The sequence below is a fragment of the Bacteroidota bacterium genome (assembly GCA_023957335.1).
In the GTDB taxonomy this organism is placed as follows: domain Bacteria; phylum Bacteroidota; class Bacteroidia; order NS11-12g; family UBA955; genus JALOAG01.
Genome location: JAMLHC010000001.1, coordinates 342,246 through 364,817 on the forward strand (window position 1 = coordinate 342,246; position 22,572 = coordinate 364,817).

Annotated in this window: 23 protein-coding genes; 12 read left to right on the forward strand and 11 right to left on the reverse strand. The window is 37.6% G+C overall.

Annotated features, from left to right (window positions below):
* Window positions 1-34: 34 nt before the first annotated feature.
* On the forward strand, window positions 35-1,036 hold the full coding sequence (obgE, locus tag M9892_01405; protein MCO5253006.1) for a GTPase ObgE: 1,002 nt from the start codon (window positions 35-37) through the stop codon (window positions 1,034-1,036).
* 137 nt (window positions 1,037-1,173) lie between these two features.
* On the opposite strand, the gene M9892_01410 is transcribed toward obgE, so the two are convergent.
* Together M9892_01410 and M9892_01415 are read right to left on the reverse strand one after the other, a co-directional pair.
* Complete coding sequence (locus M9892_01410; protein MCO5253007.1) at window positions 1,174-1,590, reverse strand: hypothetical protein; 417 nt, start codon at window positions 1,588-1,590, stop codon at window positions 1,174-1,176.
* A gap of 97 nt (window positions 1,591-1,687) precedes the next feature.
* Window positions 1,688-3,229, reverse strand: coding sequence for a YifB family Mg chelatase-like AAA ATPase (locus tag M9892_01415; GenBank protein ID MCO5253008.1), 1,542 nt, complete (start codon window positions 3,227-3,229; stop codon window positions 1,688-1,690).
* Window positions 3,230-3,431: 202 nt separating this feature from the next.
* Here M9892_01415 and M9892_01420 point away from each other — a divergent pair, with 202 nt between their 5' ends.
* The gene (locus M9892_01420) at window positions 3,432-3,650 is read left to right on the forward strand and encodes a membrane or secreted protein (GenBank protein MCO5253009.1); all 219 of its coding nucleotides are present in this window, start codon (window positions 3,432-3,434) and stop codon (window positions 3,648-3,650) included.
* Window positions 3,651-3,790: 140 nt separating this feature from the next.
* Here the strand turns inward: M9892_01420 and M9892_01425 are convergent, their stop codons facing one another.
* Entirely contained in the window at window positions 3,791-4,396 is a 606-nt protein-coding gene (locus M9892_01425) for a superoxide dismutase (GenBank protein ID MCO5253010.1), read from the reverse strand.
* A 106-nt stretch (window positions 4,397-4,502) separates the two neighbouring features.
* Here M9892_01425 and radC point away from each other — a divergent pair, with 106 nt between their 5' ends.
* From radC to M9892_01440, 3 genes are all read left to right on the forward strand, one after another.
* Entirely contained in the window at window positions 4,503-5,183 is a 681-nt protein-coding gene (gene radC / locus M9892_01430; GenBank protein ID MCO5253011.1) for a DNA repair protein RadC, read from the forward strand.
* A 151-nt stretch (window positions 5,184-5,334) separates the two neighbouring features.
* Window positions 5,335-5,961, forward strand: a complete 627-nt coding sequence (locus M9892_01435) for a carbonic anhydrase family protein (protein MCO5253012.1) — start codon at window positions 5,335-5,337, stop codon at window positions 5,959-5,961.
* Window positions 5,951-6,511 carry a hypothetical protein gene (locus M9892_01440; GenBank protein MCO5253013.1) on the forward strand — a complete coding sequence of 187 codons (561 nt, stop codon included), beginning with the start codon at window positions 5,951-5,953 and terminating at the stop codon, window positions 6,509-6,511. The genes M9892_01435 and M9892_01440 overlap by 11 nt, the downstream gene beginning before the upstream one ends.
* Window positions 6,512-6,513: 2 nt before the next feature.
* On the opposite strand, the gene dnaJ is transcribed toward M9892_01440, so the two are convergent.
* The 7 genes from dnaJ to porU form a co-directional block, all read right to left on the reverse strand.
* Window positions 6,514-7,629, reverse strand: a complete 1,116-nt coding sequence (dnaJ, locus tag M9892_01445) for a molecular chaperone DnaJ (GenBank protein ID MCO5253014.1) — start codon at window positions 7,627-7,629, stop codon at window positions 6,514-6,516.
* A gap of 3 nt (window positions 7,630-7,632) precedes the next feature.
* Window positions 7,633-8,163 carry a nucleotide exchange factor GrpE gene (locus M9892_01450; GenBank protein ID MCO5253015.1) on the reverse strand — a complete coding sequence of 177 codons (531 nt, stop codon included), beginning with the start codon at window positions 8,161-8,163 and terminating at the stop codon, window positions 7,633-7,635.
* A gap of 90 nt (window positions 8,164-8,253) precedes the next feature.
* Entirely contained in the window at window positions 8,254-9,567 is a 1,314-nt protein-coding gene (gene murA, locus M9892_01455) for a UDP-N-acetylglucosamine 1-carboxyvinyltransferase (protein ID MCO5253016.1), read from the reverse strand.
* A complete protein-coding gene (locus M9892_01460) occupies window positions 9,567-10,223 on the reverse strand; it encodes a DUF4290 domain-containing protein (GenBank protein MCO5253017.1) in 657 nt (218 codons plus the stop codon). Before M9892_01460 ends, murA begins: the two co-directional genes overlap by 1 nt.
* 59 nt (window positions 10,224-10,282) lie before the next feature.
* A complete protein-coding gene (locus M9892_01465; GenBank protein MCO5253018.1) occupies window positions 10,283-10,813 on the reverse strand; it encodes a hypothetical protein in 531 nt (176 codons plus the stop codon).
* 70 nt (window positions 10,814-10,883) lie between these two features.
* Window positions 10,884-12,077 (reverse strand): type IX secretion system outer membrane channel protein PorV, encoded by a 1,194-nt coding sequence (porV, locus tag M9892_01470; protein MCO5253019.1) that lies wholly within the window; start codon window positions 12,075-12,077, stop codon window positions 10,884-10,886.
* Window positions 12,078-12,136: 59 nt separating this feature from the next.
* A complete protein-coding gene (gene porU, locus M9892_01475) occupies window positions 12,137-15,997 on the reverse strand; it encodes a type IX secretion system sortase PorU (protein MCO5253020.1) in 3,861 nt (1,286 codons plus the stop codon).
* 149 nt (window positions 15,998-16,146) lie between these two features.
* On the opposite strand from porU, the gene M9892_01480 reads away from it, so the two are divergent.
* The 3 genes from M9892_01480 (at window position 16,147) to M9892_01490 (ending at window position 19,546) form a co-directional block, all read left to right on the forward strand.
* Window positions 16,147-17,151 (forward strand): PorP/SprF family type IX secretion system membrane protein, encoded by a 1,005-nt coding sequence (locus M9892_01480; GenBank protein MCO5253021.1) that lies wholly within the window; start codon window positions 16,147-16,149, stop codon window positions 17,149-17,151.
* 73 nt (window positions 17,152-17,224) lie between these two features.
* Window positions 17,225-18,715 carry an SUMF1/EgtB/PvdO family nonheme iron enzyme gene (locus M9892_01485; GenBank protein ID MCO5253022.1) on the forward strand — a complete coding sequence of 497 codons (1,491 nt, stop codon included), beginning with the start codon at window positions 17,225-17,227 and terminating at the stop codon, window positions 18,713-18,715.
* 132 nt (window positions 18,716-18,847) lie between these two features.
* Window positions 18,848-19,546, forward strand: coding sequence for an FKBP-type peptidyl-prolyl cis-trans isomerase (locus tag M9892_01490; protein ID MCO5253023.1), 699 nt, complete (start codon window positions 18,848-18,850; stop codon window positions 19,544-19,546).
* Between the two features lie 29 nt (window positions 19,547-19,575).
* On the opposite strand, the gene M9892_01495 is transcribed toward M9892_01490, so the two are convergent.
* Window positions 19,576-20,250: a rhomboid family intramembrane serine protease gene (locus M9892_01495; protein ID MCO5253024.1), complete on the reverse strand. Its 675-nt coding sequence runs from the start codon at window positions 20,248-20,250 to the stop codon at window positions 19,576-19,578.
* A gap of 46 nt (window positions 20,251-20,296) precedes the next feature.
* Between M9892_01495 and M9892_01500 the strand changes: the two genes are divergently transcribed.
* The 4 genes from M9892_01500 to M9892_01515 all read left to right on the forward strand — a co-directional run bounded on the left by M9892_01500 (window position 20,297) and on the right by M9892_01515 (window position 22,564).
* The gene (locus M9892_01500) at window positions 20,297-20,989 is read left to right on the forward strand and encodes a TrkA family potassium uptake protein (GenBank protein ID MCO5253025.1); all 693 of its coding nucleotides are present in this window, start codon (window positions 20,297-20,299) and stop codon (window positions 20,987-20,989) included.
* Between the two features lie 7 nt (window positions 20,990-20,996).
* The gene (locus tag M9892_01505) at window positions 20,997-21,572 is read left to right on the forward strand and encodes a nitroreductase (protein ID MCO5253026.1); all 576 of its coding nucleotides are present in this window, start codon (window positions 20,997-20,999) and stop codon (window positions 21,570-21,572) included.
* A 330-nt stretch (window positions 21,573-21,902) separates the two neighbouring features.
* A complete protein-coding gene (locus M9892_01510; protein MCO5253027.1) occupies window positions 21,903-22,334 on the forward strand; it encodes a polymer-forming cytoskeletal protein in 432 nt (143 codons plus the stop codon).
* A gap of 17 nt (window positions 22,335-22,351) precedes the next feature.
* Window positions 22,352-22,564: an AtpZ/AtpI family protein gene (locus tag M9892_01515; GenBank protein MCO5253028.1), complete on the forward strand. Its 213-nt coding sequence runs from the start codon at window positions 22,352-22,354 to the stop codon at window positions 22,562-22,564.
* Window positions 22,565-22,572: the final 8 nt, after the last annotated feature.

The following is a 22,572-nucleotide window of genomic DNA, read 5'->3' on the forward strand; positions in this document are numbered from 1 at the left end:
TTTATTTTATATACTCGGACACCCAATTATAAACATGGCAGAAAATTTCATTGACTATGTAAAAATCTATATGCGCTCCGGCAAAGGCGGTAGCGGGAGTGCTCATTTTCACCGCGCCAAAGGCAATCCCAAAGGAGGTCCGGACGGTGGAAACGGGGGCAGAGGCGGGCATATCATTTTGAAAGGGAACAATAATTTGTGGACCTTATTGCATTTAAAATACCGTAAACATGTTTTTGCTGAAAACGGAAAATCAGGTGAAGAAAATCAGAGGACAGGTGCTGACGGCAAGGACGAAATTCTGGAAGTACCATTGGGCACTATAGCTAAAGATGCAGAAACCGGTGAAATACTCTGTGAAATCACTCAAGACGAACAAAAACACGTGTTATTGCCCGGAGGCAGAGGCGGACTTGGCAATGTAAACTTCAAAAGTTCAACCAACCGCGCTCCACAATATGCCCAACCCGGTGAACAAGGAATTGAAAGCGCTGTTGTTTTAGAATTAAAAGTACTGGCAGACGTTGGGTTAGTTGGATTTCCAAACGCAGGAAAATCTACTTTGCTGTCAGTTATCTCAGCCGCCAAACCGGAAATCGCGGACTATCCGTTTACTACCATTACCCCTAATCTTGGCGTAGTCAAATACTACGATTATCAATCTTTTGTAGTGGCTGACATCCCCGGCATTATTGAAGGGGCAAGCGAAGGCAAAGGATTAGGACACCGCTTTCTCAGACATATTGAACGCAATGCGGTGCTGTTATTTCTTATTCCTGCAAATTCTGAAAACATTCAACAAGAATACAAAGTACTTGTCAATGAACTCAAAAAATTCAACCCCGAAATGTTGCTCAAACAAAGGGTTATAGCCATAAGTAAGTGTGAACTTTTAGAAGAACAAGAGTTGAAAAAATTAAAAACGAAGTTAAAGAAACTAAATCCCATATTCATCTCTTCTTTGGCAGGCATTAACATTCAAGAACTCAAAGATTTACTTTGGAGGGCTATCAATCAGTCTTACGATAATCAATAAACAATATAGGCTGACGGCACATTGAAGTGTTTGGAACAACTCCAATCATAGCTACGATTTATCTTGTCTTTGCCTTGTCAGGCTGTATTGGTAGTGTCCTAATTGGAATGGAGGATACAAACACCCGTAGGGTAAGATTAAAACAATCTATCCCAAGGCATTCTGCTCATTATTAATACCAAGCTAATTCCAAAATATATCAATCCTTTTTTGTTTTTCAATTCAGTAGGTGCTTTTTTGATTTTAGCACTTCCAATATGAATAAAAGCAATACCAATGAGCATAATTAGCGGATGTTCGAGAGAATAGAACCTAATTTCGGGAACCGACATTGACGACATACCTTGAATACGATTTTGGATAAAATACAATGCAAAACCAAGTACCAACTGTAAACCGGATACAATTACTGCAAACAACCTAAGGTTATTTTGCAATTTGCTCAAAGGTTTTTTACCTGAATTGTTAATTAGAAAAAGCACTACCGAAACGATAAGAATAATTACCAATATCCAAGCGACAAGGTTGTGTAGATGTATAAATCCTGTATTCATTTTATAATATAAATTTTGTGGTGCAAATATGAATAAAACCAATCAAATAAAAACGTCAAAACAACGGGTATATATTCTTCATCTATGAGCGTCAAGATTATCCCGCCCAATTTTCACGGTCAAGGCTTCTGTATTGAATGGCTTCCGCCAGGTGTTCCACTCGAATCTCAGGGCTGTCTGCCAGGTCAGCAATAGTACGCGCCACTTTCAGAATCCTATCATAAGCACGTGCTGACAGACTGAGTCTTTCCATAGCCGTTTTTAGTAAAGCTTGTCCAGCTTTTGGGATTGCACATACATCGTGAATTCGGTTAGATTGCAACTGTGCATTACAATAAATTCCTTCTTGGTCCGCATACCTTTGTTTCTGAATTTCACGTGCTTTCATCACTCTTTGTTTCACATCCTTAGAGTGTTCAGAAGGTTTGTCACGATTGGCAAGCTGTTCAAACGAAACAGGAGTAACTTCAATATGGATATCAATTCGGTCAAGCAAAGGACCGGAAATCTTACTCAAATATCGTTGCACCACACCCGGTCCGCAAACACAGTCTTTGTCGGGATGATTGTAATATCCGCAAGGGCAAGGGTTCATACTGGCTACCAGCATAAAGCTCGAAGGATATTCGACCGTAAATCTGGCTCTGCTGATTGTAATTCTGCGCTCTTCCAAAGGTTGTCTCAAAACTTCAAGAACGGTTCTCTTAAACTCGGGAAGTTCATCTAAAAAAAGTACTCCATTATGTGCGAGTGAGATTTCACCGGGTTGCGGAATGTTCCCTCCCCCCACGAGCGCAACATCGCTTACTGTATGGTGTGGCGAACGAAAAGGGCGTGTGGCAACCAGTGATGCATGACTACCCAACTTACCTGCCACAGAATGTATTTTGGTAGTTTCTAATGCTTCCTGAAGCGTCATTGGAGGCAAAATTGTTGGCAGCCTTTTTGCCAACATCGTTTTGCCTGCACCCGGAGGACCAATTAAAATAATATTATGTCCACCGGCTGCCGAAATTTCCATTGCTCGTTTGATATTCTCCTGTCCTTGAACATCAGCAAAATCAACATCGAATGATTCATTTAGATTCGCAAAATCTCCCCTTGGATCAGCCATTGCGGGTTCAAACTCTTTTACATTATTAAAGAAATCTACGATATCCAAAATATTTTCCATTCCATATACCTCCAAACCTTTAACAATAGCTGCTTCCTTTGCATTTTGTTGTGGAAGTATAAACCCTTTGAAACCTTCTTTTTTAGCTTGTATGGCTATGGGTAAAACTCCTTTGATAGGAACAAGACTCCCATCTAATGAGAGTTCTCCCATGATGATATACTCCGGTATTCTGTCCGCAACAATTTGCTCGGAAGCAGCCAACAGAGCAGCAGCTATTGTGAGATCGTATGCGGAACCCTCTTTTTTGAGGTCTGCGGGTGCCATATTGATAACCACCTTTTTGCGCGGCATCTCCAAACCTGAGTTCTTAAAAGCAGTTTCAATCCTTAATTGACTTTCTTTGACTGCATTATCGGGCAAACCCACAAGAAAATAGCCTACACCTTGACCGAGATTTACTTCTACTGTAATCAAACCCGCATTGACACCATAAACAGCAGCTCCAAAAGTTTTTATCAGCATAGGGAACAAAAATAGCAGGAATAAGCAAATGAAAAGTATGAAATTAAGAAGTAAAATATTTGCACGTGTCAAAATATGTGAATTTTGGAAGGGAAACAACCTACTTGACGACACATTTAATGGGATTTATGTAGGGTTTTAAACACATTACACAAGCGCCCGTAATAAGGTGCGAAGAATTTTAGGTACTTTTGCATTCGCTATGTCATCCACACTCATCACAACAGTCATACTTGCCATCGCAATTACTGTGCTTGCAGCAGCAGGAATTGGGATTAGAGCAATTTTGATTAAAGGCGGAGAAGTCCGCAAAAGCTGTTCCTCTTCCAACCCATTACTTAATGATAGTAATGGCACATGCGGTCTTTGCGGGAGTGCGCCCGGGGAATCTTGCGGCAAAGACAACGCAAGCAATCCTTAAGTAGTAGGTAGTGAAAACACTAACCACGGTTAAAAAATAGCTCAATTGCACTTTTCATTTATTTATGTTTATTCCTTGCTAAAAACAAAAAGCCTCTCGGCATATACCTGAGGCTTTCATGAAATGATTACATTTGTTTGTTACAAGGCTGCTTCGTATCTCTTGCCTACCTCTGCCCAATTGATTACATTGAAAAATGCTGTTACATAATCAGGTCTGCGATTTTGATAGTGTAGGTAATAAGCATGTTCCCAAACATCAAGTCCGAGGATTGGGGTGGCTTTACACTCTGCAATATCCATCAAAGGGTTGTCTTGGTTGGGAGTTGAGCACACTGACAATTTACCATTAGAAACACAAAGCCATGCCCATCCTGAGCCAAAACGAGTAGCGGCTGCTTTGCTGAATGTATCCTTGAATGCATCAAATCCACCCAACTCGTGGTTTATAGCATCTGCAAGTTTACCGCTTGGCTGACCACCTCCATTGGGAGACATAATTTTCCAAAACAAATCATGATTAAAATGTCCACCGCCATTATTGCGAACTGCAGCACTATATTTGCTTACATTGGCAAGAATTTCTAAGATTGATTTTGACTCTGCATCAGTGCCGGCAATAGCAGCATTGAGGTTATTTACATAAGCAGCATGGTGCTTGTCGTGATGAATTTCCATTGTACGCGCATCGATGTGAGGTTCGAGGGCGCTGAAATCATAAGGTAGTTTTGTTAATTCGAATGACATAATATTTATTTATTTATACCTGACAAAGTTATGAAGAACAATCATTTAAGAACGATTATCTTTATCAATCTCTTTTTACATTCGACATATTTACTATTTTTGAAAAATGGCAAGCATAAATGAATTGGCACAAGATGACAAACCCAGAGAACGGTTTTTGTCGGGCAGTAAAGAATCCCTTAGCAATGCAGAGTTGATAGCTATACTTATCAGAACCGGCACCCAAAAATCAAATGCAGTTGAAGTGGGACAGCAAGTTTTGAAATTAGCAAACAACAATCTGAATGAACTGGCAAAACTATCGGTCAGAAATTTACAAAAAGCTGATGGTATTGGGCTTGTTAAAGCAATTACTATATTGGCTGCCTTAGAGTTAGGCGGTCGCAGAGAAAAATGGGACATTCTGCAAAGAGCTAAAATTACTGTCAGTAATGATATATATAAGTATCTAAAAAATCGACTTGAAGACAAAAACTATGAAGAATTTTGGATTCTCACACTCAATCGAGCAAATAAAGTAATTAGTGAATACAAAGTAGGCGAAGGCGGAGTATCGGCAACAGTGGCAGATCCCAAAAAAATATTACGAAAAGCATTGGAAGACAACGCCTCAGGATTAGTACTATGTCATAACCATCCATCGGGAAATTTGAAGCCAAGTTCGCAGGATATTGCGCTTACAAACAAGATTAAACAGGCATGTTCCTACCTTGATTTAACCCTATTAGACCATATTATTATAGGACATGGCAGTTATTATAGTTTTGCGGATGAAGGGGTTTTGTAAAGTTTGAAAATTAAAAGAACTTGAGTCAAAATCGCATACGATTATCCATTGTTATGTTGAAGCAAAAAAGATAACAAAAGGAGCTGAATAAAATCCATAATATTTAATATAGTAAACTATAACTTTGCCGTGTTTAAAAAGATAAATTGATATGCGTTTACATTCCACAAAAGACCAAAACACAATGACACCCCAAGATGCCATTGAGATTCTTAAAGAAGGCAACCTTCGTTTCATGCGAAATCTGAAAACTAATAACGATTTATTAGAACAAGTCAACGCTTCCAAAGAAGGGCAATTTCCATTTGCATGCATATTGAGCTGTATTGATTCGCGCACATCTGCCGAGTTGATTTTCGACCAAGGTCTTGGAGATATTTTCAGTATTCGTATAGCGGGTAACGTTGTAAATGATGACATCTTAGGCAGCATGGAGTTTGGAGCAAAATTAGCCAATGCTAAAGTGGTTGTTGTATTGGGACATACCAATTGCGGAGGAATCAAAGGTGCTTGCGACAATGTTGAATTAGGCAACCTAACCGGATTAGTCAACAAAATCAAACCTGCCATAACACAAGAAACGACTATACAAGAAAACCGCAACTCTTCCAACCTTGACTTTGTAAACAAGGTATCTGTACTTAATGTATTTCATGTTATCAGAGAAGTGCGAAGACGCAGCCCCATTCTGAACGAATTAGAACAACAAGGAAAAATCATGATTTGTGGCGCGATGTATGATGTATCTACCGGTGAAGTTACTTTTTATGAAAACTAAAAGCAACCACTCAAAGAACCTAAAATCTGTCTATTTCCTGTGTTTACTAATCACACTGGTTGCTCTAACGCAACCTACATATTCTCAATCTCCTGAGGTGCCCTTACCGGAAGCACCTAAAACCAAAGACCGGATTGTTGTAGGCGGTTCGGGATGGCTTACTTTGGGGAATAGTATGTTTATTGAGTTATTACCGGTGGTTGGGTATCGCTTGACTAACCGATTTTCTGTACTTGCCGGACCCATGTATTCATATTTCCATGATTACGCTTATGACTATTCTGATAATATTTACGGAGGCAGAGCGATGGCACGCTTTTTTCCAATCAATAATCTGTTTCTACAGGCCGAAATAGATAATATGTCGTATGGGGTAAAAGGGATTTCATCGCGTAGCAATTCCACATTGACAATGGTAGGAGCCGGTTATTACAACTTTGGTTCAACGCTGGAAATTATGTACATCACCAATAGACCTGCTAATGCCAAGTTTCTCAACCCCTTTATTGTCCGTGTAGGATTTATTTTTTATTTATCAGACTCTAAATAGGATTAGTTGAATATCCTATTAAAAAAAGAGGACTTATTTTTTTTATCGTTAATATCCGGAGTAAAGTTTTGAGATTCTGCGAGTTTCTTCATCAAGCCTTCTTCTTCTTTGCTAATTTTTGAAGGAATAAACACATTCACCCTTACAAATTCATCTCCGGTATTATACCCATTGATATCCGGCAGCCCTTTACCTTTAAGTTTTAGTGTTTTACCACTTTGCGTACCCGGTTCTATATTAATTCGTGCTTTGCCTTCGATGGTTGGAACTTCTGCAGTACATCCAAGCACCGCTTCAGGGATGCTTATTGTCAACTCAAAAAGAACATTATTTTCTTCTCTTACCAAAAATTCATGTGGGACTTCCTCAATTGCAATAATCAAATCACCCGGATATCCTCCTGCAATTTCATTTCCTTTGCCATTCACCGAAAGTTGCATTCCATCCATTACACCCGGAGGAATGCGCAAAGTTGTTTCAGTATTTTCTTGAATTAACCCTTGTGAGTTTGCTCCCTTTGGCACCTCTCCTACTACTTGACCGCTTCCGCCACAAGTAGGACAAGTTGAACTTGTTTGCATCTGTCCTAAGAATGTGTTTGTAACCCTTGTAACAGAACCTCTGCCATGACAAGTATGACATTGTTTGAAGTTCAATCCGGGTGCAACAGTCCAACGTTTGTATTTGATTTTTTTATCAACTCCTTTTTTTATTTCTTCAAGCGTAACTTTGAGTTTAATCCTAATATTTGAACCACTGACATGGCGAGTTCTACCTCCCCCCCTGTTGCTTCCACCAAAAAAACTGCCAAAGGAATCACCAAAAATATCTCCAAACTGTGAAAAAATATCATCCATGGACATACCCTGTCCGGAGAAACCTCCTGCACCACCAACTCCTTGATGTCCAAATTGATCGTAGCGCTTTTTCTTTTCCGAATCGCTAAGCACTTCATAAGCCTCAGCTGCTTCCTTGAATTTCTCTTCGGCTTCTTTATTGTCCGGATTCTTGTCAGGATGGTATTTAATAGCAAGTTTGCGATAAGCTTTTTTAATCTCATCGGCATTTGCTGTTTTAGCCACCCCTAACACATCATAATAATCTCTTTTTGTAGCCATCTATTATGCTCCTATAACAACTTTTGCAAAACGTATTACTTTGTCATTCAACATGTAACCTTCTTCTATTACATCTACGACTTTCCCCATTTTATTTTTGTCTTCCACGGCAATTTGCGTAACCGCTTCTTGAAAGTCATGGTCAAATTCCTTGCCTAATGAATCCATTTTTTTAAGCCCTTTGGATTCCAATGTTGTATTGAATTTTCGAAAAACGAGTTCTACTCCTTCTTTTAATCCGTCCATCTGTTCATTGGCGGCTTTGAGCGATCTTTCAAAGTCGTCCAATACCGGTAGCAAGGCTGCGAGTGTTTCTTCGGCAGCGTTTTGAATGAGTTCCAAGCGTTCTTTGGCATTGCGTTTTCTGAAATTGTCAAATTCTGCATAAAGCCGCAGATACTTATCTTCCTGCTCTTTGAGCTGTTTTTTGACTGCGTTTAACTCCTCTTGAAGCGGATTTTCCAAACTTTCAACCACAGTTTCACCGGTGTTCAAATTTACTTCTTCTTTTGGGTGCTTATCTTTTTTCGACATGATTATTAATTACACAAGAATTTGGAATTGCTGTATCAAAGTTACTGCCATTCACACATTGCTGACATAATGACACAGAAAACAAATAGATTATGAGTCAATTCTTTCAATTTTGGCTCCAATGGCATTTAACCTTCTGTCAATAAACTGATATCCACGGTCAATTTGTTCTATATTCTTGATGTGGCTGACACCATCAGCAGACATAGCTGCAATCAATAAAGCCACCCCCGCTCTAATGTCGGGAGAAGTCATTGTAATACCTCTCAACTTAACTCTTCTGTCAAGCCCCATCACAGTTGCTCTGTGCGGGTCGCAAAGGATAATTTGCGCGCCCATGTCAATTAGATTATCTACAAAGAACAAGCGACTTTCAAACATTTTTTGATGAATAAGCACATTCCCTTTTGCCTGAATGGCCGTAACGAGTGCAATAGAAATAAGGTCGGGCGTAAATCCGGGCCAAATTGCGTCTGAAACTGTCAGAATGGAACCATCAATGAAAGTATCAATCTCGTAATGCTTTTGTCTGGGAATAAAAATATCATCACCTCTGAATTCAGTACGTACACCTAATCTATTAAATGTTGCGGGAATAATTCCTAACTGATCAATTCTGCAATCTTTGATTGTAATCTCAGATTCAGTCATGGCTGCCATACCAATAAAACTCCCTATTTCAATCATATCCGGCAGAATAGTGTGTTTGGCTCCACCTAGTTTTTCAACACCATGAATAATCAATTTATTAGAGCCAATTCCTGAAATTTTTCCTCCCATATTATTTATAAGAGAACACAGTTGTTGGACATAAGGTTCGCAAGCAGCATTGTAAATAGTTGTTTCGCCCTTGGCAAGAGCAGCCGCCATCACAATATTGGCAGTACCGGTAACAGAAGCTTCGTCTAAATGCAGATATGTTCCTTTGAGTCTGCCTTTGGATGTAATCTTATAGAAATTATTTTCTTTATCGTATTCAAAATTACCACCTAAACCTTGCATACCTACGAAGTGAGTATCTAACCTTCTTCTGCCAATTTTATCTCCTCCGGGCGCAGGAATATATCCTCTGCCGAATCTGCCTAACAATGGACCTACAATCATAATTGACCCTCTAAGGGCTGCGCCAAGTTTCTTAAACTCAGCACTTGAAAGGAAATCAATATTCACGTTATGGGCTTTGAAAGAATATTTGAATTCCGATAATTGCTTTACCTCAACGCCCAACAAAGCAAGCAGTTCAATGAGTTTCTGAACATCTCTGATTTGGGGAATATTATCAATAACCACTTTTTCTTCTGTAAGTAAAACAGCACAAAGAATTTGCAGGGCTTCATTTTTAGCTCCTTGCGGTATGATTTCTCCTGTTAGCTTCTTTCCTCCGGTAATTTTAAATACACTCATTATCTGTAACGGTTTTTGTTGCGATTATTTTTATGTCTTTTTGAAAATCCTTTGTTTTTATTGGGTTTAAACCCGTTGGTTTTTCTTTGGAACGTGTCATCTGTTCGAATATCAAGACTTTCAAAATCTATACTTATTTTGCCTCCTGACATTGATTTCAAATGATTAGTTACCATCTCATTGGTCAAGTCTTCATTGTTCCAGCTGCGAGAAGAGTTTTTCATAAAAGAAGCTAAAATACTCAAGAAGTCTTTTTGTACCTCCTTATCATCAATTTCGGCAGCCTTATTAACCATATACTGAAGGTTTCGACCATAGAATCTAAACTTTATAGGCTGAGTAGGATAAGGGATTGGCTCGGGGTGCATACTGGTATTTTCAGGCTTAGGTGCTTGGAAAGGGCTATCCACATCTAACCTAAAGTTTGAAATAATATATAAATGATCCCAAAGTTTGTGTTTGTAGTCCTCTTGCTCTTTTACTTGAGGCTTAAGGTTTTCCATGATGCTGATAAGTCCGTGAGCCATACGTGTTCTTTTATTTCTGTCCGGTTCAGCACAAATCAACTCTACGTAATCATGCACAATGCGTCCATACTCAGAAATAACCATATCCTTTCGTTCGGTGTTATAAACTAATGCTGTATTTCTTTCCATATAATTTGCGAAAATAAAAAAGCCTCAGGAATCTGAGGCTTTTAAAGTTTATTTATTTATTAATTAAGTGACTCAAACTCAATCTCAATATCTTTACCGGAGTCTGGGTCTTTGCCAGATAATTTCATTTTTTTGTTACGAAGTTCCTTAATATCATATACCGGCACCTCACTTTCATCTTTATATGACAATTCATATTTCATCTGAACTGATTTAAAATTATTGATAAACGTCCAATGTCCTGAACCTTGATATACAAATGCTGTTTTCTCTGCTCCAATTTCCTTTTGAGCTTCTTCATATTTTGAATTCTTTCCTGTTCTATCTAATATTTTGCCGTCATTATCTCTAAAATTAAATCCAAAACCACCATCTCTATATACTTCAAATGAGATGTTAAAATTAGCTCGATTAAACTGATTGGTAATTTCTGCACCATCTAATGTAACTTTGGCAAACTTCCAAGAACCTGAGAATCTGTCTGCTTTATGTCTTAATGATACAAAAGGTCCATCTTCGTATTTACATCCTGTAAATACAAGGGTTAATGCAAAAGCGGACAAAATGAAGGTGAAAATACTCTTTTTCATATTTTATTTTTTGTGGGGCAAATATAATTCTTTCTTTTAAATGTCTATTATTTAGACGTTTTTTTCTATCTTATTTTTTCGTATTTGCACCTTTGGCAAAAGCGTCCAAATCAAGCAACAAAGAAAATCTCATTTGATTTTGTAACGGATGCGAGCGTTGGAATGGTGCCAAATATGCGGCATCAATACCAACGACATTATATCTGAGTCCGATTCCAAAAGTCAAATATTTTCGTTGACCCTTTGTATCTGATTCATGAAAATATCCTGCCCTCAAAGCAAATGTTTTTGCATACCAATATTCTGCACCTAAACTTACAGTAATTTCATTCATCTCTTCTTTAAATCCACCGGGCGCATCATAGAATGACTGAAAAGCACCTTGCAAAATTGGAACCCTTGGGTCTCTTCCATAAATAATTGAATCGGGGTTGGTTTTACTTTTATAGGCGGGTGTTGGCACCAACAATTTATTAAAATCACAGGTTGCAGTAAAAGAGTTAAATTCATCAATATTGAATGTCCATGCTGTGCCGAGTCTCAGATTCATAGGGATAAAATCTGCTTCTTGGGCATTGGTGTATGTAATTTTAGAACCCAAGTTTGTAATTGCAACCCCAAAAGCATATTCTGTAGGGGTCTTTGATTTTTTAAGTTTATCTTTATAATACCAAGAAATATCTCCGGCTCCTGCTATTCCGGGGCTTGCTGAAGTACCACTACCGGTTCTTGTTCCAACAAGATTTGAATAGATAAATCTAAGGGATACAGCCAAAGACATTTTATCGGAGAGTTTAGTTGCATAAAAACCATCCATTGCAAATTCATTTGGTTCAAAACTACCCATGGGGTTACCGGTAATATCGGTAAAGTTAATATTTCCTAATGAAAAGTATCTAAAGGAACCGCCTACTGTACTGTTCTCGCTAATTTTTGCATAACCTGAAATGTAGGAAAGTTGAACATCCGGCACAATGTGTCTGAGCCATGGTGCATAAGAAATACCAAATCCAACAGGTTTTTTAACAAACGCCAACTTGGAAGCATTCCAATGGATTGAATTTGCATCCGGTGTAATGGCTACACCTGCATCGCCCATAGCAGCAGAACGACTATCCGGAGTGATGGTTAAAAAAGGCACTGCTGTTGTTATTACATTTTGCTGCCCTGCTAACTGACTGACTGTTAATTGTCCAAATGATTGAGAAAAAGGAAACGCAATAAGAGCGATGAATAAAATATGGGTCTTGTATGTGTTTAACATTTGTTTCTGTTAAATTTTTTGAGGTGGCAAATTTATCTAAAATAATTTCATAATCAGTATTAATTAAGGAGCATCAGTTTTTCATATTTTTCAACCCACTTCCCTTCACCTGATTTTGCTCTGATTCGGTATATATAAACTCCTTTGGCAAGCTTGTCGCCAAACTCGTCTTTGGCATCCCAATCAAACAAACTTAAATGCGAATCTGATGAAGTTACTTCTGAAAAGAAGTTTTTGACAACTTTTCCGCTTATAGTCATAATTTGAAGTTGAATGGTGAGATTCTGACCCGGTTTGTTATGGTCAAAATGGAATGTAGTATGTGTACTAAACGGGTTGGGGTAGTTCATCAGATTTTTCAAAACCAAATCCTTATTTTCATCAACTACAAACTCTAATGTAGTTTCAGAAGAATTGTTGTACACGTCCCATGCCTTAAGTGTAATAGTATGTTTGCCCGGTGCAAGATTTGACAAACGGTATCGTAGTTCTCCATCCTGATAACTGTTCATATTTGTTTGATAGAACTCGTTTAACACTACACTTCGCTCTTGCTTAGTCCCTTTGTCAAACGTGGCAATAATTTCTCTTCCAATGCCTGAACCTGCTGTGTTTATGCCGTTTTCATCATGAAGTGTTGCAATAAATAACGGACTATTATTTGTCAATCCGCCATTAACAAAAGAGAAATCATTCAAAAATAAGGCAAGTACAGGACCTTCATTGTCTGTCCCAACACTGTCAGCGGCACCACCAACAATAATTCGTTTCTCATAGCCGGCAGCATCCGTTGTTTGATTGTCCGCATATAATGATATACGCGCACTGTCATATCTGTAATTTATATCTTTAGGAACAATGAATGTAAATTCAAATTTGCCATCTTTAGCTTGCACGCGACCTCTAAACAGAATATTGTTTTGAACTTTATAATCCAGAACTACCGAATTGGCTCCATTTGCACGAGTCTGTGTAATGGATGATTTATCTAAAACAGTTGGAAACACAATTCCATTGAAATCTGACTTGGTTGAGTTATCATCATTCAAAATTCGTCCTTTAAAAGTAACTTTAGACAATGCCTTTAAAGTATCAACTCCTGCATCACTCAATGAAACACCGTTGAGAGAATCTAATTCAGCCTTATATCTGGGAATAGCGAGTCTAACAGCAGGATCTCCCAAAAAAGTAAAAAACCTATCTCCGCTTCCCGGCAAAGGACGGTTTTTAGTTTCTTTATAAATTAACCCTATTGGGGTGCGCCCATTATCATCTTTGACATAAAAGGAATTACTATACAAATAATCCTGAATTGCTCTGTTGGTAGAAACCAGCACCAATCTTACGGTTGTCAATAAGCCAATGGAACCTCCTTTTGGATTTAACAGCGTATTTTCACCTCCGGAAACCATTGCAGGATCATCAAAGCGCGAAAATTCACATGTCGCGGTTACAAAGAGTGGCAGTTTATAATTATTTCGCCAAGCATTGATTTGCGGAATAACTATTACCCTTTCAGAAGCTAATCCAAATGTACCTCCATGACCATTATATGACCACAAGAGCGTTCCTTTCTCTATATTATTATTAATTGCTTCTACTGCATCCGGATAGCGTTCGCCACCACCCATTGATTTTTGTTCAAAAGCATCTAAATATAGCTTATTATAAAGACCATACGGATATTGTATTTCGAGTTCTTTGGTATATTGTTCATTGTAGACAACAAATTCACTTTCCCAATTATTATCCATATCATCTGCCAGAAATGTAAAATTTGTACGCCAATTGCCAAAAGATTCTTTAGCATAGTAGTTTTTAATTTTATTAACAACAGCGTCTGCATCAGCTAATGAATTAGCGACAATGCGTCCAACAGCAATATCTAACATCCCAATACTGGAAACGCCATCCATTTTACCCTCTGAATTATCCATAAGGACAAAATAATCATCAGAGCAGAAAGATACCATGGGATTATGCGAATCAATGGATTCAAAAGTGGGGACTCTGTTGGTATTGTTTTCAAGAATATCCAAAAAATCATAGCTGGCATCGCCAAAAAGCAGCAAATATTTTGGACGTTTTTGAGGTGAGGAAGCTTCATCCCAGAGCATTTTCATAAAATCTCTTATAGCGCTTACATCCTGAATTCCGTGAGAAAATTCGTTAAAAATCTCATTTGTTGTAACCACTTGTACAGTTAGTCCACTGTTTTCTCTGTGAAACTGTGCAAGATTTTCTGCAGCTGATTTCAAATCCGGATGAGTAACAATAATATAGTCGACATCTCTTATTTCGTGTAAATTTTGATTAGAGGCTTTGGATAAAGCTTTTGGTGAAAGATAAGAAGAAGTGCTAATATATCTACGTAACACATTTTGTGTATTTGCAACAAATTGATGTTCATTATTAACAAAATCAGTATTCTGTATTTTAACATTAAACGGGTCAGTAATATCCCAGACTTGTATATTCTCCGCACTGGTAATCTTGAATTTTGAATAGTCCACTTGGGTTGAAGTCAAATTAGCAAAAATAGTCTGTGCACCTGAGTGGATTAGGTTTCTTTTTACAACAAACTCAATATAATCACACCACCCCTCGCTGCTGGATAGCGGTTTGTCGTAACTAACATTCAAATTAAGTGATGAACCGTTAATGTCTGAGAAGTTAAATACCCTTTGGACAGGCGCAACTATCACGCTACTCTCATAATCCAAGGTGCCAAGAGCGGCAATCTGAAATGAGGATGTTTTTCCATTTAAATTTAAAGTAAAGGTGGAAGGCTTCAAAGAACGAGAAACTAAAACTGTCCTAATTTTAACTGTACTCCCGGCAACTCTGTTTGCAAAATCTTTTGAAAATGAGTACGAAAGTGTACGGTCAAAGTGTTCTCCATACCATATTTTCCCCGTTTTAATCAGGTTGACTAAATCCTTCTCATATCTATATATATCATCAAACTCACTCACATCAATATCTGCGGGTTGAGAAATATTAGCAGATTGAGATGTTATACGAATTCCATTTGAACCTCCGTATGTAAGAAAATAAACAGTCTCTTTAGCATAATAGTTTTTACTATAAACGAAATCATTACTTGAAGAGTCATATAGAAACTTACTTGGGGAGTTACCATAAAACAAAATATAATCTGCTGCATCAAAACGACCGTCTTCTTCTCCTTTCACATAAATTGGATTTTGAACTAAATCCTTAGGTCTTTCAACGGAGTTAAATTCAGGCAGAATGGTTCCGTGTCCGCTATATATTTTAATCGTTTTCGGGTCTATATCGGAGAGATTCATACCCAAAGATTCAAGAAAAGATTTGTCCATCTTAAATATCCCTTCTTGAGAGACTGCAATTCTATACCATTGTCCCGAAGCAAGCACACTCGTGGCAGGCCAACTCCCTCTGCGTCCCGGTCTTATAATAGGAGGAGATGCAAGTGGTACGATTCTGGGGGTTAGTTCAATCGAAAACGATTCTAAACGCTCAATATTATTACCTCTGACTCTGAGTGCAGGATATCTGACATACAGATAGGACACATCTGCTTCATATTGAGTTTCAGCAAATAAGGAGTCATTAATCTTACTGAGGGATTCCATCAAAACAACTTTGACATTATTATCAATATTCAATACTGAATAAATCTCACCGGACATGTGTGCTTCAAACTTTTCATTAGAGAACCCTTTAAATCTCTCAGAATAAAATGAAATGTACCGTTCATCATTATTTTGACTTACATCGCAGGTTGAACAAAATGGGATATTAGTAACATTAAATGCAGAGTACTCTTCCCATTTCAACTCTCTTTTAAATTCTTGTGCATCAAGATTAGCAACAAGAAAAAGAAATCCTACAAGAGTGTAAAAAGCATTTCTCAAAAACATAATGATATTAGACACTAACAGTTGTCAAAGAAACGGTATTAAGATTTAATTAGTATACAATATCGATAAATAATCCTCGTTAGAAATATCACTCACTCTCTGTTTGGCAAACAAAATTATATTTTGTAGTTTTGTGGGCTATCTTTGCAGTAGTTAAATTAAATATGAAGAGACATATACTAGTTTTTGGTTTCCTATTCTTATTCAATGGGTTTGTTTTTGCTCAGGATCCTGAATTGACTCAATTTTATGCGTCACCTGTTTATACCAACCCAGCAATGGCTGGAAATGCATTTTGTTCATTTAATGCAGCGGGACGTTTTTCTGTCAGCTATCGAAATCAATGGCCAGGACTTCCCGGCACATACAGAACCATGGTTGCTTCATTTGATCAACACGTAGATGAAATCAATGGTGGTTTAGGTTTTCTAGCGTTGTATGACAGAGCAGGTGCAGGACAATTAACAACCGTTTCATTGAGCGCTATTTATGCATATGTATTACCCTTAGATGTCCGTAGAGGTTTTTATTTAAGAGCTGGCATTCAAGGCACTTATACTCAAAAAAGTATAGATTGGGGAAGTTTAAAATGGGCAGACCAAATCGACCCAATTCGAGGCTTTATATATAAAACACAAGAAACACATGCGACAGACATGGTTAGATATCCAAATTTTGCTGCAGGTCTGATAGGTTATTCCAGTAAATTTTACGCGGGTTTGGCCGTTCATAATATTGTAGAACCCAAGGAATCTTTCTATGACAGTGATGCCGAGAATGCCAAAATCCCAAGACGACTGACCTTTCATTCCGGTGCTGTTATACCACTAGATAAGAGAAAAGTAACCCAAAGTACTTTTTCACCTAATATACTATTTATGAACCAGAGTACTTTTACTCAGTTAAACCTCGGTTTTTATATTAATAGAGGCCCCTTAGTGACCGGCTTGTGGTTTCGCCAGGCGTTTGGACATTATAAAACCTCAGATGCACTTATGATTCTATTCGGTTTTAGAAAAGACAGATTCAAATTTGCTTACAGCACTGATATTACTGTATCCTCTGCTAGGAGTGCCGTACCTGTTTCACACGAAGTTACCGCAACTCTTGAATGGTGTATACCTAAAGTTCCCAAAAGATTTAAGCCTGTCAGATGCCCTGAATTTTAATTTTGCATTTTTTTAATATAAATACAATATTTTTGCCCCCCTATCAGTTATATAAGACATTAGAGAAAAAAGCATGAAAACAAAACTTATTTCTGCCCTTATTCTATTTTCCGCAGTTATTTACTTATCCTCTTGCAGTAAGAGATCCTCAACAACAGGTTGGGGTTACAATGATCCTCGTTGGGGAGGATTTGAAGATCACGAGTATGACGGACAAGAAACAGGACCCGGTTTGGTTCTAGTAGAAGGCGGTACATTCTTAATGGGTACTAAAGAGCAAGACGTTGAATGGAAGTACGATAATCTTGAAAGACGTGTTACTGTTAATTCATTTTATATGGATCAAACAGAGATTAGCAATAAGCAATACCGCGAGTATTTATATTGGTTATTAAGGGTATTTCCTGACTATAATGTTTACAAAGAGGCTCTTCCTGACACACTTGTATGGAGAAGTAAATTAGCGTTCAATGAACCTTATGTAGAGTATTATCTCCGCCACCCTGCTTATAAAGACTATCCTGTTGTGGGTGTTAACTGGCAACAAGCTACAAATTTTGCAGCTTGGAGAACAGACCGTGTAAACACTATGATTCTGGACAGAGAAGGCATTATGATTTATGACCCTGTGCAAGAATTAGAAGAAAATAACTTTAATACTGCGGCTTATTTGTCTGGTTTATATGACATCCCTAAATTGGGTAAAAAGAAATATCAACCAAGGGACTATAGCGTTAAAAAGAAAGCAACACGTAGAGTGAGAGTTGAAGATGGTATTTTATTGCCTGAATACAGACTGCCGACCGAAGCAGAGTGGGAATTTGCAGCCAAAGCATTAATTGGAAATGCAGTTAATGAGAATATTGAACAAGACAAAATTTATCCTTGGAATGACTTAACTGTTCGTTGGGCAAGAGGTTCTACTGAAAGAGAGAGAGGTCAGATATTAGCTAACTTCCAAAGAGGTAGAGGTGACTATGGCGGTATTGCAAGTAAATTGAATGATGCGGGGTTTGTACCAACACCCGTTTATTCTTATTGGCCTAATGATTATGGACTCTATAATATGGCAGGAAATGTGTCCGAATGGGTAATGGATGTTTATAGACCTTTAAGTTGGGAAGATTTTGATGACTTTAATCCATTCAGAGGTAATGTATTTAAAACAGTATCCTTAGACAGCTATGGAGACCCTGAAGAAAAGGACTCCCTTGGAAGATTAAAATACAGATTGGTTTCTATTGAAGAAAATGTAAAACGTAGAAACTACAAAAAAGCTGATAACATTGGATACAAGGATGAGGAAACATATATGGGTGGTGAACAAATGTACGAATACGGAACTACTTCTCTTGTTAATAACAAAGCTAGAGTGTTTAAAGGTGGTTCATGGCACGACAGAGCGTATTGGATGGCACCCGGTACAAGAAGGTTCTTAGATGAAGAGCTTTCACTTCCGACACTTGGATTCAGATGTGCGATGATTCGTTTAGGTTCTCCGGTAGGAAACAATCCTAAAGCAAATAAAAACTTACCTTCTACAGGTTCCAAAAAGAAACGGTAAAGCACTTATAGAACTCATAGAATATAAAAAAGCGGGTATATTTATACCCGCTTTTTTTTTACGAATTTAATTATGTGATTGTCTTAGCAAATTAATAGGAATACTCTACTTTTGCCACTCATTTTGTCAAATATGAAAAATAAATTATTTATGAGCATAGCGTGTGGCTTAGCTCTCTCAATTGCCATCACTTCTTGTGGCAACAAAAGCAACAAATCCTCCGGAGCAGTACTCAACAATTTAAAGGACTCATTCAGCTTCGCAGCCGGTTTTAACTACGGACTACAATTAAAAGAACGCGATCTAACCGACATCAATTTTGATGCATTAGTTGCCGGCATGAGAGATGCGTTTGAAAAAGATTCAGGATGGTTAATTACTCCTGAGTTATATGAAGGTATTGTTCAAAAGCATTTATCCAACGTACTTGAAGCATCTTCAGAAAAAAATATCAAAGAAAGTAACGATTTCATTGCAAAGAAATCTAAAGAACAAGGAGTCAAAAAATCAGAAACCGGATTATTATGGAAAGCCATCAAAGAAGGCGAAGGTCCTAATCCCTCAATGACCGACACGGTTGTCATTCATTTAAGAGTTGAATATCCTGATGGTAAAGTGTTTGAAGACACAAAAGACATGACCGACCCAATTGAAGTACCTATTTCTGGTGCATGGCCGGGCATGGTCGAAGGTCTTCAACTTATGAAACCCGGAGCTATTTATGAATTTTATGTACCTTATGAATTAGGCTTTGGCAAAAATCCCCAATTAAGAGGAATGCCTCCTAACAAAGCGCTCACATATAAGATAGAGTTGTTCAAAATAAAATAGAACTTCTCATTCTCAGTGAATATATAAAGTCAAGAGGAAAAATGAGCATACTCGTCATCCTCTTGACTTTTTCGTTTTATATGAAATAGGTGCATATCTTTATTTGGACCTTTTTTCCTCCATATAAATGCGGCAATTATCCCCGCCAAAGAACCAAATAAATGCCCTTCCCAACTCACTTCAGGAGAAAGCGGAAGTACTCCGAATAATGAACCTCCATAAAATACTAAAACCATAAAAGAAACAGTCAACAATGCTCTGTTTTGCCTAATAAAGCCACTAAAAATCATGAATGTTATCAGTCCGAAAATTAAACCGCTTGCACCAATATGATATCCGGGCGCACCCACAAAAAAAACTCCAAGCCCTCCAAAAAATACTATAAATAATACTACCCAAGCAGAAATATTGGTGTAAAAGAATATGAGCAAACTCATCAACGCAAACAGAGGAACGATATTAAAAATAAAATGTTGAAAATCGTTGTGTACCAATATCGTTGTGAAAATTCCATAAAACTGATGCCAATCACCGGGTACAATAGCAAAGGTATGCATGTCAATCATACCATCCATGTGTTGCAACAGAAAGCATAGCAAAATCACAAACGAAAACATAAAAGCAACCCATATCGAAAATTTTACCTTACGCACAACACTAATTTTACCCTTCAAAGTTAAAGTAAGTTTAAATAATTTAGGCATTAATTATGTTCTTCCTATGAGCAAAAGAACTAAGTTTGACAGCTGAATGAATAGTCGTTTTGCCGTTATCGGTTTAGGTCGCTTCGGTTCCAAGATTGCCAGATATTTATCATTGCGCGGTGCTGATGTCATTGCCATTGATGAAGATGCCATGCGCGTAGATGCCCTCAAAGATGACGTTGCCCATGCCGTCCAAGCAGACGCCACCCACCTGCGTTCGTTAGAATCGCTTAGAATAAAAGATATGGATGCTGTCATTGTGGCTATTGGTGAGAATTTTGAAGCCTTGTTGCTTTCTGTTGTTAACCTTATAGAACTTAAAGTAACCCGCATTATTTCAAGAACTGCATCTAAACACCAAACCTTAATTTTACAAAAAATCGGTATAACAGAAATATTTAATCCCGAAGAGGAAGTAGGTCAAATAGTTGCTGAGAGACTGATCCATCCCAATGTTAAAACATTTCTGCAATTGCCCGACAATTTTGAAATAGTTGAATTATCGCCACCAAAAGGCGTTTATAACAAAACTGTTGGAGAAATTAGATTTACGGAAGACTATAATCTGAACTTAATTTCAATTAAACGTCCTTTTGAAATTGAAAAAGGCAGACACTTAGAAACAGAATATCATCTTTTAGGTGTTCCCCAACGCGACTTAGTTGTATATGAGAGAGATGAACTAATCATTTTAGGCAAACAAACCGATATCGAGAGATTTATAGAATTTAACTCTTAGACCTTGCATGATACCAAATGATATTCTTGAGATGCTAAAAATGCGCAGATCGCATTTTAGAAAAGAATTTACCGGAGAGAAAATTCCCGATGAAATCATTGAGTACTTGCTCGAATGTGCACACCAAGCCCCTTCTCATAAGCACACTTTACCTTGGTATTTTCAGGTTTTTTCAGGCACGTCACTCCAAAAGCTCACAAATAAAATAGTTGAAATAAACGAACTTGACCCAAACGAGAACACAAGCTCCAAATCCGAAAAAATTAACCAAATACCTTCTGAGGTGTCTCACATCTTAGCCATCTGTATGAAAAGAAACCCGGAACATTCTATTCCGGAGACTGAAGAAATCTGTGCTGTGGCATGTGCGGTCGAAAATATTTATATAGGATTATTGCAATTCGAAGATGTGGGTGGATATTGGTGCACAGGTAATGGAACTTATACTCCTGAAATGCATCATTTCTTAGAATTAACCACAGAGGACAAATGCTTAGGTTTTTTCTTTATAGGCAAACTCAAACAAAAACGCACCCACTCCAATCGCCCTCCGGTCAGTAACTATATACGGTGGAACCTATAGGAAAAATCACTATTAACAAAAACATAAAAACCCTTACGTAACTCCAAGTGGAAATAAATTTTTACTTTATCAACCACTAATCCGAATGGGAATGATAGCTTGTATTTCTATTGTATTTATGTGGTTAATTTAATCTTACGGGATTTAGATTTCAACACAAATAAAAGATCTAAGCATTAACAATATCGCTTCAACAATTTCTGCCCCATTCATAGAAAACATTTGCTTTCTTTTATTCACTCAAAAGTTCTTCCACCATGTTCTTACACCACTTGTTAAGTCGCAAATTATTCTGATATTTGCAACCATAATCCATAACCTATCAATAAAATGTTAAACAAGAGAAATGATAAAGCGCTCAATAGTGGAGATGCAGAGTTAAACGTAATCAGAAAAGGTGTTAAAATTACCGGAGATATGCATTGCGAAAAAGACTTTAGATTAGATGGTCAGATTGATGGGAATCTCAGAGTCGATGGAAAATTGGTGATAGGAAATTCAGGTTATGTACAAGGGAGTATCATTTCCGCCAATGCTGATATTTCAGGGAAAGTGCAAGGTAATATTGAGATAAAAGAAAATCTTATTCTCAGAGATTCCGCACAGATAATTGGAGACATAAAGACAAATAAAATAAATATAGAAAACGGGGCTGAGTTTAATGGGACTTGTACCATGAAAGACAATAAAACCGAGAAGAATATTGTAAATACAACTCCGGATCCTCTTAGCAAACAAAACAGTATGCTTGGTCAGCCGTAAAATTGGCTGTGAACAATATGACGTACAAGAAGGACAATCACGATTCCGGAAAAAACTATATTAAATACTCCGGAATTGCCTTTCAAATGATTGCTATTATTTTCATCTTCGCTTATGCAGGTAATTGGATTGACAAGCATTTCTCATTCAAAATTCCTATTTTTACACTCATTCTTTCATTGACAGGCGTAGCTTTGAGCATTTATCAGCTAATTAGAACTATCAAATGAAGCAGTTT

Excerpts from the sequence above, each read along its gene's own strand:
- obgE (MCO5253006.1), top strand. The coding sequence starts at position 35 with ATGGCAGAAAATTTCATTGACTATGTAAAAATCTATATGCGCTCCGGC.
- M9892_01410 (MCO5253007.1), bottom strand. The coding sequence starts at position 1,590 with ATGAATACAGGATTTATACATCTACACAACCTTGTCGCTTGGATATTG.
- M9892_01415 (MCO5253008.1), bottom strand. The coding sequence starts at position 3,229 with ATGCTGATAAAAACTTTTGGAGCTGCTGTTTATGGTGTCAATGCGGGT.
- M9892_01420 (MCO5253009.1), top strand. The coding sequence starts at position 3,432 with ATGTCATCCACACTCATCACAACAGTCATACTTGCCATCGCAATTACT.
- M9892_01425 (MCO5253010.1), bottom strand. The coding sequence starts at position 4,396 with ATGTCATTCGAATTAACAAAACTACCTTATGATTTCAGCGCCCTCGAA.
- radC (MCO5253011.1), top strand. The coding sequence starts at position 4,503 with ATGGCAAGCATAAATGAATTGGCACAAGATGACAAACCCAGAGAACGG.
- M9892_01435 (MCO5253012.1), top strand. The coding sequence starts at position 5,335 with ATGCGTTTACATTCCACAAAAGACCAAAACACAATGACACCCCAAGAT.
- M9892_01440 (MCO5253013.1), top strand. The coding sequence starts at position 5,951 with ATGAAAACTAAAAGCAACCACTCAAAGAACCTAAAATCTGTCTATTTC.
- dnaJ (MCO5253014.1), bottom strand. The coding sequence starts at position 7,629 with ATGGCTACAAAAAGAGATTATTATGATGTGTTAGGGGTGGCTAAAACA.
- M9892_01450 (MCO5253015.1), bottom strand. The coding sequence starts at position 8,163 with ATGTCGAAAAAAGATAAGCACCCAAAAGAAGAAGTAAATTTGAACACC.
- murA (MCO5253016.1), bottom strand. The coding sequence starts at position 9,567 with ATGAGTGTATTTAAAATTACCGGAGGAAAGAAGCTAACAGGAGAAATC.
- M9892_01460 (MCO5253017.1), bottom strand. The coding sequence starts at position 10,223 with ATGGAAAGAAATACAGCATTAGTTTATAACACCGAACGAAAGGATATG.
- M9892_01465 (MCO5253018.1), bottom strand. The coding sequence starts at position 10,813 with ATGAAAAAGAGTATTTTCACCTTCATTTTGTCCGCTTTTGCATTAACC.
- porV (MCO5253019.1), bottom strand. The coding sequence starts at position 12,077 with ATGTTAAACACATACAAGACCCATATTTTATTCATCGCTCTTATTGCG.
- M9892_01480 (MCO5253021.1), top strand. The coding sequence starts at position 16,147 with ATGAAGAGACATATACTAGTTTTTGGTTTCCTATTCTTATTCAATGGG.
- M9892_01485 (MCO5253022.1), top strand. The coding sequence starts at position 17,225 with ATGAAAACAAAACTTATTTCTGCCCTTATTCTATTTTCCGCAGTTATT.
- M9892_01490 (MCO5253023.1), top strand. The coding sequence starts at position 18,848 with ATGAAAAATAAATTATTTATGAGCATAGCGTGTGGCTTAGCTCTCTCA.
- M9892_01495 (MCO5253024.1), bottom strand. The coding sequence starts at position 20,250 with ATGCCTAAATTATTTAAACTTACTTTAACTTTGAAGGGTAAAATTAGT.
- M9892_01500 (MCO5253025.1), top strand. The coding sequence starts at position 20,297 with ATGAATAGTCGTTTTGCCGTTATCGGTTTAGGTCGCTTCGGTTCCAAG.
- M9892_01505 (MCO5253026.1), top strand. The coding sequence starts at position 20,997 with ATGATACCAAATGATATTCTTGAGATGCTAAAAATGCGCAGATCGCAT.
- M9892_01510 (MCO5253027.1), top strand. The coding sequence starts at position 21,903 with ATGTTAAACAAGAGAAATGATAAAGCGCTCAATAGTGGAGATGCAGAG.
- M9892_01515 (MCO5253028.1), top strand. The coding sequence starts at position 22,352 with ATGACGTACAAGAAGGACAATCACGATTCCGGAAAAAACTATATTAAA.